This is a genomic window from Chondrinema litorale (assembly GCF_026250525.1).
In the GTDB taxonomy this organism is placed as follows: domain Bacteria; phylum Bacteroidota; class Bacteroidia; order Cytophagales; family Flammeovirgaceae; genus Chondrinema; species Chondrinema litorale.
Genome location: NZ_CP111048.1, coordinates 252,332 through 268,440, shown reverse-complemented (window position 1 = coordinate 268,440; position 16,109 = coordinate 252,332). Strand labels below are relative to the sequence as shown.

General features: G+C 34.8%; 10 protein-coding genes. 3 read left to right on the top strand and 7 right to left on the bottom strand.

The window, feature by feature from the left end; translation table 11 throughout:
* Positions 1-57: 57 nt before the first annotated feature.
* From OQ292_RS28240 to OQ292_RS28210, 7 genes are all read right to left on the bottom strand, one after another.
* Positions 58-2,931, bottom strand: a complete 2,874-nt coding sequence (locus tag OQ292_RS28240) for a family 78 glycoside hydrolase catalytic domain (protein ID WP_284687442.1) — start codon at positions 2,929-2,931, stop codon at positions 58-60.
* A gap of 83 nt (positions 2,932-3,014) precedes the next feature.
* A complete protein-coding gene (locus tag OQ292_RS28235; RefSeq protein WP_284687441.1) occupies positions 3,015-4,544 on the bottom strand; it encodes a RagB/SusD family nutrient uptake outer membrane protein in 1,530 nt (509 codons plus the stop codon).
* Between the two features lie 12 nt (positions 4,545-4,556).
* Complete coding sequence (locus tag OQ292_RS28230) at positions 4,557-8,048, bottom strand: SusC/RagA family TonB-linked outer membrane protein (RefSeq protein WP_284687440.1); 3,492 nt, start codon at positions 8,046-8,048, stop codon at positions 4,557-4,559.
* A 200-nt stretch (positions 8,049-8,248) separates the two neighbouring features.
* Positions 8,249-9,274, bottom strand: a complete 1,026-nt coding sequence (locus OQ292_RS28225) for a FecR family protein (RefSeq protein WP_284687439.1) — start codon at positions 9,272-9,274, stop codon at positions 8,249-8,251.
* 144 nt (positions 9,275-9,418) lie between these two features.
* Positions 9,419-10,093: an RNA polymerase sigma factor gene (locus OQ292_RS28220; RefSeq protein ID WP_284687438.1), complete on the bottom strand. Its 675-nt coding sequence runs from the start codon at positions 10,091-10,093 to the stop codon at positions 9,419-9,421.
* A gap of 154 nt (positions 10,094-10,247) precedes the next feature.
* Entirely contained in the window at positions 10,248-11,252 is a 1,005-nt protein-coding gene (locus tag OQ292_RS28215; protein WP_284687437.1) for a fatty acid desaturase family protein, read from the bottom strand.
* Between the two features lie 32 nt (positions 11,253-11,284).
* The gene (locus OQ292_RS28210) at positions 11,285-12,163 is read right to left on the bottom strand and encodes a lysophospholipid acyltransferase family protein (protein WP_284687436.1); all 879 of its coding nucleotides are present in this window, start codon (positions 12,161-12,163) and stop codon (positions 11,285-11,287) included.
* Between the two features lie 472 nt (positions 12,164-12,635).
* Between OQ292_RS28210 and OQ292_RS28205 the strand changes: the two genes are divergently transcribed.
* The 3 genes from OQ292_RS28205 (at position 12,636) to OQ292_RS28195 (ending at position 16,089) form a co-directional block, all read left to right on the top strand.
* On the top strand, positions 12,636-13,991 hold the full coding sequence (locus OQ292_RS28205) for a DEAD/DEAH box helicase (protein ID WP_284687435.1): 1,356 nt from the start codon (positions 12,636-12,638) through the stop codon (positions 13,989-13,991).
* 127 nt (positions 13,992-14,118) lie between these two features.
* Positions 14,119-14,289 carry a thioredoxin domain-containing protein gene (locus OQ292_RS28200; protein ID WP_284687434.1) on the top strand — a complete coding sequence of 57 codons (171 nt, stop codon included), beginning with the start codon at positions 14,119-14,121 and terminating at the stop codon, positions 14,287-14,289.
* Positions 14,290-14,454: 165 nt separating this feature from the next.
* Positions 14,455-16,089, top strand: coding sequence for a M1 family metallopeptidase (locus OQ292_RS28195; protein WP_284687433.1), 1,635 nt, complete (start codon positions 14,455-14,457; stop codon positions 16,087-16,089).
* Positions 16,090-16,109: the final 20 nt, after the last annotated feature.

The following is a 16,109-nucleotide window of genomic DNA, read 5'->3' as shown; positions in this document are numbered from 1 at the left end:
ATATCGCTTACAGAAGCAGAGTCTACAAAGGTTCAGAATGTAGACTCTGCTTAATGCTCAATTAACTAAATCTCCATTTAGCACAAGTTTATAAGTAGCAAGCTTGCCTTTGGGCTCAACTTTATAAGGCACGCCTTCTGGTACTTTCACATTCATAATGAGCAAATCACCTGAAATCTTCCAATCTACGTGCACCAAACCCAATGGATGCGGCACAGTTCCTTTTGCCCAAGTGAGCAACTCAGATTGAGGGTTAATGTGGATAGTTTCTCGCTCAAACTGCTGATAGTAACCTAATTGTACACCAAGTGCTTCGGTAGAAAGGAAAAAAGTAGGATGTGAACTCCAAGCATGGCTTCCGGTACCACCTTCTGCCCCATCTGGACCAACTAAATCGAAATGTTCCCATGCAGTATCATCTCCCTTGTAAATCATTCTTGCCCAGTACTTTTTTATAAATTTTTCAGCAATATCTGCCCTTCCCTCTTTATACAATGCAGAAAGCACATAAAAACTACCATACGGAGTAGTTTTCCGCTTATGGTATTCTTCACCTATATCTTCTAATTCAGTCTCTAGAAACTGCATCACTTTTTCAGCTTGTAAGTCAGAAGCCACATCGTAAATCACTGGCAAAGCATTAGAAGTAGGATAATAATGATCTACTTTCACTCCTTCATGGAAGCCATCAAAGAAAGCATTTTTTTCTTCATCCCAGAATTTCTCAGTAATTACCTTATCAAGTTTGTCTGCTTCTTCTCTAAAGAATTTTGCATCATTTGGTTTTCCTAAAACATCAGCAAAACAGGCAACATCATTTAAGGCTCTGCTAATTAATGCTTGAATTCCAGTGAGATCATCAAATCGGTCAACGGCTGTCCATTCGTAAAATACCCTTTCCAGATTTATATAACCAGCTTGCTCTTTTTTAGCTAGAATTTGATTCATGAGACTTTTATAGTCTTCGTAATACTTTTTAACAAGCGACAAATCTCCCGTGTAATCTGTATACCATTTTAATGTAACCAAGAGAATTAATGGAAAGTCATTATGTCTGTTTTGCGGCCCTTCCCACATATCTTTATGATACATTTGAGTAAAAAGCTCAATACTTCTCTTCATCAATCGGGTATCGCCAGAAGTTGCCAAAGTGGTTGCAAACTCTGGTAAAGCATCGCCTGCATAGTGCCCACGCTCACGAAATGGTGTGTCTGTGTAGGAATCTTCTGCACAAACCCTTAAAGTTCGCCAACCTAGATTCCAAATTTTATTTAACAAAGGATCGGAACTCTCAAAAGCTCCTTGCAACTCAAAAGGATACATTTGATCGAAACTACCTGCATTTAAAAGCTGTGCTTTTTCACCTTTGGGAGGTGTAATATGTATTTGCAAATATCGAAAACCATAAGGTTTAAAGGTCTCGTAATGCTGTTTGTTACTGCTTGTAATAAAGCGTGTTCCAGTGCTGATGATGTAGTTTTTATATATCCAAGCAAGACCAGAGTCATTCAATACTTCTGCCCAACCAATGTCTATTACAGTTCCTTCTGGTGCATCAATATCCGCGAAGATTCTTCCGAGCGTTTTGCCTCCCATATCCAACACAAATGCTGTTGGCTCTGTAATAGCTATATCCTTAAAGTTTTCGTCTAAAGTATCTATTCTTTTATCTAGTGCAGGTTGTTGCCAAACCATTTCTCTCGGAGCTGAATTAGTAAGTTCATTGGCTTTGTGGTCTATCCACTCAAAAGCACTTAAGTCTTTGTCTTCTTTCAATTTCGCTGCTATTTCTTCCGCTTTTTTCATCTCATCTTCTTGCGCTTTATTAAACATCAACTTAGTCGATTTGAAAATGATATCGCTATCTTCTTTTTGCTTATTGGCAGAAACAATCAAGCTAGCATCTTTGGGAATTGCTAAGTTAAATTCCCAACCTCCCCAAAGGGTATTGAGATCAGCAAAGAAGTAATTCCAGCCTTGATTGAGCTTTAACACAAAATTCTTTCTTACTCTGTTAATGGAATTATCTTGATTTTCAGCAGCTTCTAAGACTTTGCCATTTAAGAAATGAGAACCCCAATGTAAACCCACTTCAACTTCTTGGGCTTTATCAGAATAAATATAAGTGTAGGCAAAAAATCTGTAAGATGATCTGTATTGATTTTCTGTTTCTTTGAGAGGCGTTACTTTTCTAAAAGTGTAAAATGCTTCATCGTTTTTTAAAGGATATGCACCCAATAGTTTAAAAGGAACTCGCTTATCATTAGTTAAAAAAGGCATTGCTCTTGGAGCCAACTTTCCCCAATGATCTTGTTTTGAAACCACTAGAGGCTTATACCATTTTGAGTCGTCAAAATCTGTTTTATTCCACTCTACAGGGTCTTTTCTACTATCGTATATTTCCATAGGGCCACAAGCAAAAGAAAGTTGCAGAGCATCTTCATCAAAACCTTTTGACGGGAGCATTTTCCAATCTCCCGGTGTGCTCAAATCGATCTTATTTTTTCCTGTATCTACTTCACCCCAAGCTTTAAATCCACCGATACTTAATGGCACTTGAAAAGTTAATACACCATTTGAGAGCGCTTTTACAGCAATGGTATTTTTACCTGCTTTTAAATAATTGGTAATGTTCAACGAGTCGTAAACTGGCTCCGTTAGTTCAAACCTAAGCGGACCAAAATTGACAAATGTTCCATTGATATATAAATGGTAACGAGAGTCTGCAAATAGGGAAATCCACGCATTTTTGGGTGGATTTTCCAGATTAAAAGAATTCCTGAAAAATACTACTTGTTGCCTACCTTCTCCGGTTTCATTTTTCCAGATAAAAGCTGATTCAGACTGTTGAGCAAACAGAGAACTCGAACTATAGTAAAATACAAAGATCAAAAAAAGTAGAGCTGGTTTGTAAGTTTTTAGCGATTGCATAAAGTGTTTTCTATGATTAATACTTGGTGATGAACTGTATAAAAAATGAGGCTACTTAAAATAAGCAACCTCATTCAATTTAGTTAATATCCCGGGTTTTGGACTAAATTCGGGTTATTAGCAACTTCAGTATTGGGTATAGGAAATACTAAATTCTCATCTTTAAACTCGAAATCATCTCGGGCAGAGTTAAAATCCCAAGTGGTTAGATCAATTTCTCCCATCATATACCTTCTTCTCAGATCGTACCAACGATGTCCTTCTTCGCAAGCTAATTCAATCCTTTTTTCTGCAAAAATCCATTCAAGAATAGTCTCTGTATCCGTTTCTGAAATATCAAGATCGGCAGGCACCGCAGCTTCAATACCATCTTCTGTAGAAAACCGAGCTCGTTGACGAATTTCATTGATTAATGCAATTGCTTCACTGGTGCTTTCTCCTGTACGGACAATGGCTTCTGCTTTTAAAAGTAGTATATCTGCGTAGCGCAAAATTCGTGGATTGTTTAAGTTGATGTTATAGCTTCCAGCAAAACCGCTAGAACTTGTGCCATCCAAAGTATACTTAATTACATTGGTTACACCTGCATCTAAATCTAATGTATAATCTAATCTTGGGTCACCCTCTTCGTATGCATTTATAAGAGACTCAGTAGCAAACATAATATTGGTGCCAACCCAAGAAGGAGTTTGTGTATACATTCCATAATAAGCTGTAAGATCACCCACCACAGCGAAGGCATCATTATCTAAAAATGGATTTGAAACCTGAGACTGATCATTCGCTTGATATTCAAAAAGAGACTCTCCATTGTTTTCTTGCGCTGCATCAAAATTATCTCTGTAGTTAGGCATTAGACTCAAACCACTAATCGCATTAAAGTTCGCAATTGCCGCAGTAAAATCGCTTTGGTTATTGTTTACAGAACCTCTAAATACAAGTATTTTACCTCTTAAGCCTAAAGCTGAATTACTTGTTACGCGGCCTAAATTACTTGCATCCCACTCACTTGGAAGTAAAGTAGCAGCTTCTTCCAAATCAATTATTGCTTGATCTAGCAATTCTGTACCTTGAGAACTCGGAGGATAAGCATCTTCCAATTCTGTAATTCTCTCTGTCACTAATGGTGCTGCCGAACCATAAGTATTCCAAAGTTTAAAATACATCCAAGCTCTTAAAAACAGGGCTTCTCCTCTATGAATTGGCTTTAGCTCAGGCATACGCGAATAAACATCCTCATCTGCTTCATCAATCTTTTGAATAACTATGTTTGACCTAGCTATTAATTGATAAGCATATGTATAAAAAGAAGTTAACCTGCCATCCCCTCCATTAATATTTACAAAACGCTCGTAACCTTGTGTGCCTTCGGTTGTAAGATCATCGCCCGGTAAAGCCCAAATTCCAGCTAGCCAGTTGTTTGATCTAAAGGTATAGAAGAATGATACTTTTTGATAAATACCTAAAACAGCCTGAGTCATTTGCTCTTCATTTAAAAAGAAACCTGCTTCGGTATCACCTATGGGGTCTAGTTCTACTGTTTCTTCATTACAAGAAGAAAATGTAAAAGCTAATATCAGGAGAAATGTATATATAATTTTTAATGATTTCATAGCAATTAGATATTAAAAGTTAATATTTAAGCCGCCAATAAAGGTGGTTGGTGTAAAATCATTTTCTGGGTCAAGACCTGAATATGATGAGACTACAAAGAGATTTGAACCTGAAACGTAGCATCTCAAACTACTCACACCCAGTTTGTTCAAAATACTCTGATCGAATGTATAGCCAAGTTGAATATTTTGCAGTCTTAAAAAATCTGCATCCTCTACCCATCTGCTAGAAAAACGGGTATTGCCAGAAGGGTCTTCTGCTACTGCTCTTGGCATAGACGTAGAATGATTTTCATCTGTCCAGCGATTTAAGGTAGAAGCCAGAAAGTTAGAACCACCAACTTGCATATTTTCTCCAGTCTGGCGTATACCATTTACTTTTTGCACATCGCCTACACCCCTAAAATCGATTCCTAAATCCCAGTTTTTATAGTTGAATGAGAAGCTTAAACCATAGTAATAACCCGGAATAGTTTTACCAAGATAAGTTCTATCATACTGATTGATAATAGAATCTGGTTCTGGACCAACATATTGGTTTTCAATTTCGGGGTTAGGATTGCTGTACAAATCAAGATAATAAATATCTCCTGGAGATTTCTGACTTTCATAACCCGGATCGCTGTACTTTTCCATCCAAGCATCTACCTCAGCTTTTGACTGAAAAATACCGCCAACCTGATAACCATAGATATAATTAATTGGGTAACCTTCTTCTATTCTCTCGCTTCCACCTTGTGGGCGACCAAGGTATATATCGGTTACTTCATTTTTTACAGTAGTTAAGTTACCAGAAACATTGTAATGCAACTGACCTACATTACCACTATATCCAGCCTGAAACTCAAAACCAGTGTTTTTTACCTTGGCAAGGTTTACTACTGGATTGTTTAATGCGCCAATTACAAGTGGAATGTTTATGGTTTGAAGAATATCGTCGGTTAGTCTGCTATAATACTCAGCGGTTAAGCTCAATTTATTATTGAAAAATGCAGCATCAAAACCGATTGTAGTTGTTGAAACAGTCTCCCAAGACATATCTACAATTGGGAAATCGCCCAAAACCGCAGCAGGATTTAAAACACCATCGCCTTCTGCTTCTCCTCCACTACCCAAAGCATATTTTGGATTGTAATTTACTAATGACAAGTAGGCAAAATCTACTGTTTCTTGGTTACCAGTTTGTCCCCAACCACCTCTAAGTTTTAGATCGGTTAACCAGTCGATACTTTGCATAAATATTTCATCAGAAATACGCCAAGCAGCAGCAAAAGATGGGAATGTACCCCATTTATAACCGGGACCAAATTTAGAAGACCCATCTCTTCTCACTGTTGCATCCAGATAATATTTATCTTTAAAACTATAGCTCATACGTGCCATGTAGCCTTGAAGACCTGAACGATATCTTTCATAAAAAGCACCTTTATCTTCATTGTTCCAACCTTCGTCAACACGTCTTTGGTCAAAAGAAGAAATAGGTGAGTTATTACCAATACCCAATGTTTTAATGTTCCAATTTACACGTTGGTCAGTAGCATTTAAGATCAAGTCGAAATTGTGACTGCCAAAACTTTTGTTGTAACCGATTAAAAATTCTTTTACAAGGTTACTGTTCACCGTTTCTCTGTTGTTATATGTATTGCCAGATGGATCAAGAATACCTATATCAGCTCTAAAAAGCCCATTTTCTAATCTATCGTATTGCTCATACTCATTAGAATAGTAATCTAAGCTGAGTGTACCTCTAATTCTAAATCCTGAAAATGGGGAAACTTCGGCATAAAATGAACCCATGTTTCTCATTAAAGTATATTGGTCTACTTCGTAATTTCCTACTCCAAGAAAATTATTATTGGTCCCATTTCCATAAGCTTTGAGCACATCAACACCATCTACTATTCCAGTTGTTGTAGCAAAACCACCGGGTCCATTTTCATCGAAAAGTGGCTGCCAAGGTGCTGCAAATATTCCACCTTGATTGTTAAAGTCAGACTTGGTATAAGCAATGCGGTAAGACTCTCCCACTTTAAGCCAAGAAGTTAAATTGTGATCTGAGTTAATATAGAATGAGTACCTTTCGAAATCGTCTGAATAGATTGGGTTTTCTTGTGAAGAGTAGCCTGCACCCATAGAAAAGTTAGAAAACTCTGTTCCACCAGAAACACTGGCATTATAATCTTGAATAATCGCATTATCTATTCTTTGTTCGTTTTGCCAATCGTAAGTGGGGCTGTTACCTAAATAAGCAGATGATGAAGGATCGTAAAAGCGGTAAATATTTGGGTCGGGATTGTAGGAAGAATTATTATCCATTGCTTCCTGATAAATATCTACATATTGTTGCGTATTGAGTAAATCGTATTTTTTATAAACATTCTGTATACCCGTTTTAGCAGAGAAATTCACCTTCATTTTTCCCTTCGAACCTCTTTTGGTTGTAATAAGTATTACGCCATTTGATGCCCTAACTCCATAAATAGCAGAAGCTGAAGCATCTTTTAAAACAGAAATAGATTCAATATCATTAGGGTTAATCATATTAAAAATATTTACATCTCCTCGTAAATCTTCTGTTCTAGAATCTCTAGCGGCAGAACCACCTTCGTATATTGGCACACCATCAATTACATAAAGTGGATCGTTATGGCCTAGGGTACTAACACCTCTAATTCTAATTTGAGGCCTTGCATTAGGGTTACTGCCAGGGTTACTTACATATACTCCCGTCATCTTACCTTGCATGGCAAACTCTGGCGACATGGTGTTCGATTTTTTAATCTCATCAGTTCCTATTTGAGAAACAGCACCTGTAATATCTTTACTCTCTCTAGTACCATAACCAATTACAACTACTTCTTCTAATTGTTCGGTATCTACCTCCAATGCAACATCAATCACACTTTGGTTAGCTACTGCAATTTCAAAAGTCTGATAGCCTATATAACTGTAAGATAATACATCATCGGGATTTACATTTAAACTGTATTCGCCATCCAAATTTGTTGAGGTTCCAGTAGAAGATCCTTTAATAATGATACTCACACCGGGCAAAGGCTCTCCATCGTAAGCGGCGGTAACTTTACCTGTAACTTTGACTTGCTGGGGGTCAAAAATTTCCTCTACCAATTGGTGTGAATTATTTCTGTATTTTGAGATGTGTATGTTGTTATTTACTCTTGTAAACCGTAATCCCGTTTGCTTAGAAATAGACACTAATAAATCAGCAACTGTATTTTCTCCCCTATTGAGTCTAATCTCTTTGTCTTTTCGGATCGCATCGGTATAAGTAAAATTAAAATCAGTTTTCAGTTCTAGTTCGGCTAAAGCTGATGCTACTGATGTTTTTTGGTTGTCAATATTCACTTTAATATCATGAATACTTTCCCTTTGTGCATTCCCTTCGTTGGCCAATAAAAGACCACAAAAAAGGACTTGTAAAAAAATGCCATAGAGTATTAGCTTAGACATAATGAGAATTTGTCTTAGTAGTTTCAATTTCATATTTTTAAGAGGTTTAAGTATAAAAAATCTTATTCCGAACAGCTCTTGTATTGCGTTATGAAGCGCTAACTAATAGGCAATATTAGAGCTCTCTAAGCTGGGTTTTCATTATGGAATTTGCCTTCCTTTTAATTACCCAGCTTTTATAAGCTTTAGCTCAAGTGCTATTTCCCAGTATTACATTGTTATCATTTTCCATTTCATTTTTTTATTAGTGTTACTTTTTTCCCTTCGATCTTAAAATCAAAATTGTAGGAGATGTTTAAACCTATCAATACATTATCTAAAGACTCATTATCAAATTCTCCTGTAAATAGATATTTTGGTTCCCATAATTCATCTTTAATAAAAGATACATCGTACCACCTTTCCAATTCTTTCAGTATATCCTTTAATTGAGCTTGCTTAAAACTGAGGGTTCCGTTTTTCCAAGCAAGTACCTCATCTTTATTAAATTTATCTTTAACAAAGTTTCCTTCTTTTTGGTAAATCACACGTTCATCTGGTTTTATAACTATAGAATTTCCAATGTGATCATTCACCTGTAATTTACCTGTTACAAGTGCTACCTCTAGCTGTTCGTAAGCCCTTATATTAAATGAAGTTCCTAATACTTTTGCTTCAATATTATTAGTGACTACAATAAATGGCTTTTTAGGATTCTCGGCAACCTCAAAAAAACCTTCGCCAGTGAGGTATACTTTTCTGGTATCGCCAGTAAACTGCTTTGGAAATTTGAGTGTACTGCCCGAGTTCAATTTAATTTTAGTACCGTCACTTAGTGCTAATGTGAGTTTGTGCCCGTAAGTAACTTCTTTATTAATTAATTCAGTTTCGGCTATAGACTGAGCATTATCAAAATGCTGTTTTTGAGCATAAAATAACCATGCTACTAGCCCAATTGCCAATGGTATTAGTACGGCTGCAATTTTTTTATAATGGAAAGAAAAACTCTTTTTAGGTGGTATGTATTGATGTTTTTTTAATGTTGGGTTAAATATTCTGTCATGTAATTCCGAAGCATCTTCTTCACTTATTTTCGGATAATTCTCCACTCTCATGTGTTGAATTATATACTTAGCTTGTAAAACATCATTTTGCTTATCAGGATTATTTCTGGTCCATTCCATCCAAAATTCGCCTGCTTCTTCATTATCATGTTTTACCCATTCAACGAAATATTCGTCTTTGATAAAATCTTCTACAGTATATTCCCGAAAATTCATTATCTGCTTAATCTAATTTTAATTGAGATAACTCACCTCAAATGTTTAAAAGAAGTTTTTAACCTTCTATATAACAAGAGGGCAACTTTTAGAAGTTGGGACATTTTTGTTCAAAAAAATTTAAAGGGATAGATTTTTTTTTAATTAGCCAATTAAACATAGTAATACCAATGGCCAAAGCAGGTATTTTAATTTGGATGCGATTTTCTCTTTTAGAGATTCTATACCTCTATAAATGAGTTTTCTTGCAGTATCCTTACTGTTTAGTCCCATAATGTATGCGACTTCTTCGTGAGACATGCCATCAATATAATAATGTATAATTGCTTGTCGCTTTTTTGTAGAAAGTTTATTTAACCCCACATTCATTAGATGTATCCTTTCTCTAATGAGCTCCTCTTTTATCAAGGTAGTTTCAGCATTTATTTTAATTTTGAAGCCATCTGAATACAAATCATTACTAAAAAAAAGTAGTTCTTTTTTTCTAGACTTCTCCATAATTAATCTATAAAGCGACCTATACAAGTAAGATTTTATAGAGATAACATCGCTGAGGTTTGTCCTTTTTTCTTTGAGGTATAAAAACAAATCGTTTATATAATCTTTAATCTTATCACTATCTCTTAAATATTGATGTCCGAAGGCATAGAGCGGCTCAATATTTACTTTGTAAATGTACGATAGTGCTTTGTCATTTCCATTTTTAAAAGCCGCCCAAATTTGTTTATCTTCTAACTTATTAAAGTCAAAGATATCGTCAGCTCTCTCTTTCAAAGCAGTACTATCTATTTGTGGATTGAAAGTACTACGGATTTTCATATTTACCTTTTTATCATATTTGCATAAATTGTTTCATGCTTTGTTAAGTGTTAGCTAAATGTAAATAATAAAACCTTTAATAAAAAAAATTACCTAAAATGAGATGACATAAACTGCCTGTTTTACATTAAAAATTAGGTAATAGAATTACTATTTATACTGAAGTTACCATTTGTTTTTTTTCAGAATCCCAAACTTTTAATTTTAAGCAATTGATTATATCTCTTGGATGTAAAGTGGTGGTTTTGGGGTTTTGTAACTCTGGCATTCCCTTCATGGCTTCTTTAAGCCTGTAAAAAGGAATACGGTGATTAATATGATGCACATGGTGATAGCCAATATTTCCAGTAAACCAATTCATGGTTGTTCCCATCACTAAATAACTAGTAGAATTGAGTGCGGCATTACTGTAACTCCAATCCATATTTTGCTCAAAGCTTGCTTCAGGGAAATTATGCTGTGCATAAAAGAGATAAGCGCCAAAACCATGAGCAATAAAAAATGGCAATATCCAGCTAAAAATTAAGCCATGCATTCCAGCATAACTATAAATGAGCCAAGCAACTGTAAAGTGAAACAACAAAGCGACTAATGAGTCCCAATGATTAGAAAAACTCTTGAAAATAGGTTTAATATTAAAATCAAAAATGAATAAAGTGAAATAGCCAAAAAAGATTGTTAAGGGATGTCGCTTTGCCAGATATATATACCTTTCTGATTGTGTTAACTTCAAATATTTTTCTTTGCAAAGTAGCGGGTATGAGCCTACTCCATTATTAGATAGTTTTGAGTTATGATGGTGGTGGTGGTCATGTGTCCGCTTCCAAATGCTTGCTGGCGACATTACAAAAACACCAAATATGGTCATTATTATTTTTGCTAGCTTAGATTTCCTTAGAATTGCCCCATGTTGATAGTCGTGGAAAATCACAAAAAACCTAACTATTAATAATGCGCTTAATAGACTAAACCCTAAGGTTAATGTCCAATGAAAATTAATATAAGTGCCGGCAAAGGCCAAAATTAAAAACAACAATGTACTTAAAGTACAATACCAACTTCTTTCAGGAATTTCATTTGCATATTCTTTACTAGCTAAGATTAACTCTTTACCCGTTCGTAGCCTGTTGGGTTCAGATACATTGTTATTTATTGTCATGTAATTAAATAATTGTGGTGTAAATCATAATTTTAAACTGTAGTAGGTCTTTTATGTTTCCAACGCTTGTGAGACCATAGCCAAGTGCTAGGTATGTCTTTAATATCATCTTCAAGTATTTTATTAAAAGCAAAAGTTATTTCGTTTTCTGCTGCCTCTTTTGGCTGGTCGAATAATACTGTAGGATAGACCTCATAATAACCTCGCTTCACACGTTTCACATTCATATATACTACAGTATAATCAAGCATTTTAGCTATTTTTTCTGGGCCATTATAAACAGGCGTATCTTGATTTAAGAAATCCATCCATATTGCCGATTTTATAGGACTGGGAGCTTGATCTGCAATAAGTGCCGTAGCACTTATCGTCTTTTTATTAGCAATCATAGTCCTAAGTGTGTTCTTTTTAGGAATTATTTGGGTATTGAACTTTGTGCGTGAGCGACAAAACATTTTTTCAAAATAAGGATTGGATAGTGGACGATAAACTACAAATAATTGATGCTTACAATGAAGAGAAAAACAAGGCCCTGCCCATTCCCAGTTGCCTAAATGACCCATTACAACTACCAAACTTTTACCTTGGCTATGTAATTCATCAAGCATTTCAACATGCTTCATCTTTACCCTGCTTTTTACTGCTTTTTCATTCCAAGTCACCGTTTTTATAGATTCCAACATCAGGTCACAAAGATATTTGTAATATTGCTTACTAATTTTTTCTATTTCTTCATCAGATCTTTCGGGAAAGGAATTTTTAAGATTGCTAACTACAACCTTTTTTCTATAACCGATTACATAGTAAATAAGCAAATAAAAGAAGTCGGATACCCTATACAAGCACCAAAATGGACTATAAGAAACTAAAAGAATTATAGGATATAAAAGGTAATAAGAGAGAGCAGTCATCTATTTTAATTCAAGTTAATCAGTCCTAATTTGTAAATCCCACTATAGAATTTGAGTAAATACTTTGGTTCTTTTGAATTAGGATATGTAATAAAAAATTGATCATTCAACTTGTAAAATAGCCGCCCCATATTGTCTTTTTATAGTATATAAGCCAGTAAGATATAATTTTTTTATTTCATAGAAAAATTAAAGAAACTTCTCATTCTGTTTAGTTGAGCTTTTATTTTAAGTAAAATTCTACATCACTTAAAATAGATTAAAATAATTTAGAGCTAAGCTACTCTTCTTACAGGCTATTTTTTTTTACTTTCTTTATGATTAAAAATTGTATTTTAAATAGACCATTCTTCTCCATGTAATACAAAAACAGATATCTCTTATATTTTACTAAGTTGATAAGTATAAGCCTGTTCAAATATATTTAGTATAAATGCACTTAAGAGAAGTTTTTTCTTGGTTACTTTGCAACATGAATAAGTTCGAAGACTTCAATATAAAAAAACAATTATTAAATGCTATTGCCGATTTAAGGTTTGAAACACCAACTCCAATTCAGCAAGAGTCATATTCTACTATACTTAGTGGCTCTGATTTTGTGGGAATTGCCCAAACAGGAACCGGAAAAACAATCGCTTATCTGTTACCAATATTACAAGATTTAAAATATTCGGACCAACCTAATCCTAGGGTATTAATTTTAGCGCCAACCAGAGAGCTTGTTATTCAAATAGTAGAACAAGTAGAAAAGCTAACACCTTATATCAGTGTAAGGGTGGTAGGCGTATATGGTGGAAGTAGTAATATAACCTCCCAAAAAAAGGCCGTTGCAGAGGGTGTTGATATAATTGTTGGTACTCCCAGAAGATTATATGACCTTACACTTTCTAATACGTTGAGGCTAAAATCTATTAAAAAATTGATAATTGACGAAGTCGATATTATGCTGGACTTTGGTTATAAGACTCAGTTAAAAAATATATTCGAACTTCTACCAACTAAGAGACAAAATATCCTCTTTTCTGCAACTATGACTACATATGTAGATGAGTTGATTGATGATTTTTTGATAAACCCTATTAAGAAAACAATCTCTATTAGTGGTACTCCTCTTGAAACGATAAGTCAGGAATGCTTTGCCGTTCCTAATTTTTATACCAAAGCCAACTTGCTCAATTATTTGTTGGCTGATAAAAATGAATATAGTAAGGTTTTAATTTTTGTTGCCACTAAAGTAAATGCAGATAGATTAGCTGAAACATTAGATTTTGGTTCTGAGGTTTCTGTAATTCACTCTAGTAAAGAACAAAATCATCGTACAAACTCTATTGAGAATTTTGAAAATGGTACAAGTAGAATTCTGATAGCAACCGATGTAATTGCCCGTGGAATTGATATAGAAAAGATCAGTACTGTTATTAGTTTTGATACTCCATTCTATCCTGAAAACTACATTCACCGAATAGGTCGAACTGGTAGAGCTGGTGAGCAAGGGAGATCGATTCTTTTTTATGCAGAAAAAGAAGAACCGCTAAAAGAAGCCATCGAAAACTTAATGAAATATACTATTCCTCTAAAGGAATTTCCTGAAGTAGTAGAAGTTTCCCATCAATTAACTCCAGAAGAGAAAGACAAACCAAAAGAAGTCAATGAGATTCAACATAAAAAGAGAGCGCTAGATGTTGGTCCATCTTTCCATGAAAAATCTGCCAAAAACAGTAAAGAAAAAGTTGAAAGGAAAAGCTACAAACAACAGTTAAAAGAGAGATACAAAAAACCTATTAGGAAAGGTGACAAAATTCAAAATATGAAAAAGAAAAGAAAGTGATGGATCTGTCCCCAAATGATCCTATACTTTCTTCATTAGGAGTGACTTACATAAAAGAAAAAAATTCTTTCAAATTGATAACAATGGGAAAATAAACAAGGAATTAGGGTATTTTGTAGTTCCAAACTTGATCCCAAGTAATAAAACAGTACCTAAAGAAACAACTCAAAAACTTGGGGTTAAATCATTTCCCACCAACTTAATTCTCGATAAAAAAGAAAAAGTTCGCTATTATAAAGTCGGTTATGATGGTGATATCCATACAGAGTTAAGTAATATTCTGAATAAATTGTTGTAAGCTCTACCACTAACCCAACCTCAAACATATTACCCAGATTAAATACGATTTTGATTTTGCATCAATCCTCCCAAAATAAAATGTACTTTGTACACTTATCACTTCAATTCTAATTATTAGCTTAGTGAAATTGATTTGGATTAGATAAAACATAAACTAACTTAAATGAAAAAAATACTCTTCATTGTAATGCTTTCTCTGATAAGCATTTACTCTTTTGGACAAGAATATACGCGACAAGATACCCTGAGGGGCTCAATTACGCCAGAAAGAGTTTGGTGGGATTTAAAATTTTATCACCTCGATATTAAAGTTACACCAGCAGATAGTTCTGTAAACGGTAGTGTTACCATAAAATACGAAGTGTTAAAACCTTACCAAGTGATGCAGATCGATTTGCAAAAACCACTGGTAATCAAAAAGGTAGAAGACGATAAAGGGAATGAATTAGAAATAAAACATGAGGGTAATGCACACTTTGTAACTTTAAAAGAGAAGCAAATTAAAGGTGACATTAACAGTGTAAAGGTGTTTTATGGTGGTCAGCCAAAAGTGGCGATTCGCCCTCCTTGGGATGGTGGTATTTCTTGGGATAAAGACGAAGATGGTAACCTTTTTATTCATACAAATTGCCAAGGAATTGGTGCGAGTATTTGGTGGCCTAACAAAGACCACATGTACGACGAACCCGACAGCGTGTTGATGAGCGTAAATGTGCCAAAGGGTTTAATGGATGTTTCGAATGGTAGATTGAGAAAAGTTGATAAGTTAAAAGATGGGACAAAAACATTCCATTGGTTTGTATCAAACCCGATAAGTAATTATGTAATCAGTCTCAATATTGCTAATTACAAAAACTTCTCTGAGGTGTACAAAGGTGAAAAAGGAGATTTAGATATGGATTATTATGTACTCCCTTATAACCTCAAGAAAGCGAAAACTCAATTTAAAGATGCAGTTCGTATGATGGAAGCCTTCGAATATTGGTTCGGCCCTTATCCATTTTATGAAGATAGTTACAAGCTTATAGAAGTACCGAGTACTGGTATGGAACACCAAAGTGCTGTTACTTACGGGAATGGCTATGCCAATGGATACAGAGGTAGAGACGGAAGTGGTACTGGTCTGGGAATGAAATTCGATTTTATCATTATCCATGAGTCTGGTCACGAATGGTTTGCCAATAATATTACCTATAAAGATGTAGCAGACATGTGGATTCACGAGAGCTTTACCAACTATTCTGAAAGTTTGTTTTTAGAGTATTTCTATGGAAAAGAAGCTGGTCAGTCTTATGTGAGAGGTAACAGAAGAGGCATACAGAACGACAAACCGATTATTGGAGATTACAATGTAAACAATTCTGGTAGTGGTGATATGTATGTAAAAGGTGGAAACATGCTCAACACCCTTAGAACCATTATTAACGATGATGAAAAATGGAGATCAATTTTGAGAGGATTGAACAAGACTTTTTATCACCAAACGGTAACTACCGAGCAAATCGAAGGATACATTGCCAAAGAAGCTGGAATGGAATTAAAGCCATTCTTCGATCAGTATTTAAGAGATACCAAAGTTCCTATATTAGAATATTATCAGAAAGATGGTGCATTCTTTTTCAGATGGAATAATGGTGTAGAAGGTTTCGATATGCCAGTAAGAGTGATGTTAGATGGAAAAGAATACTGGATTAAACCTACAAAAAAATGGGATCAACTAAAAATGGAAACGCCTTTCAAATCACTTGAAATGGATCCAAATATTTATGCTGCTATCATGAAAGTAACTGAATATTAATCTACAAAAACAGTAAATCT

Excerpts from the sequence above, each read along its gene's own strand:
- OQ292_RS28220 (WP_284687438.1), bottom strand. The coding sequence starts at position 10,093 with ATGAAAATCCGTAGTACTTTCAATCCACAAATAGATAGTACTGCTTTG.
- OQ292_RS28205 (WP_284687435.1), top strand. The coding sequence starts at position 12,636 with ATGAATAAGTTCGAAGACTTCAATATAAAAAAACAATTATTAAATGCT.
- OQ292_RS28235 (WP_284687441.1), bottom strand. The coding sequence starts at position 4,544 with ATGAAATCATTAAAAATTATATATACATTTCTCCTGATATTAGCTTTT.
- OQ292_RS28225 (WP_284687439.1), bottom strand. The coding sequence starts at position 9,274 with ATGAATTTTCGGGAATATACTGTAGAAGATTTTATCAAAGACGAATAT.
- OQ292_RS28240 (WP_284687442.1), bottom strand. The coding sequence starts at position 2,931 with ATGCAATCGCTAAAAACTTACAAACCAGCTCTACTTTTTTTGATCTTT.
- OQ292_RS28195 (WP_284687433.1), top strand. The coding sequence starts at position 14,455 with ATGAAAAAAATACTCTTCATTGTAATGCTTTCTCTGATAAGCATTTAC.
- OQ292_RS28230 (WP_284687440.1), bottom strand. The coding sequence starts at position 8,048 with ATGAAATTGAAACTACTAAGACAAATTCTCATTATGTCTAAGCTAATA.
- OQ292_RS28215 (WP_284687437.1), bottom strand. The coding sequence starts at position 11,252 with ATGACAATAAATAACAATGTATCTGAACCCAACAGGCTACGAACGGGT.
- OQ292_RS28210 (WP_284687436.1), bottom strand. The coding sequence starts at position 12,163 with ATGACTGCTCTCTCTTATTACCTTTTATATCCTATAATTCTTTTAGTT.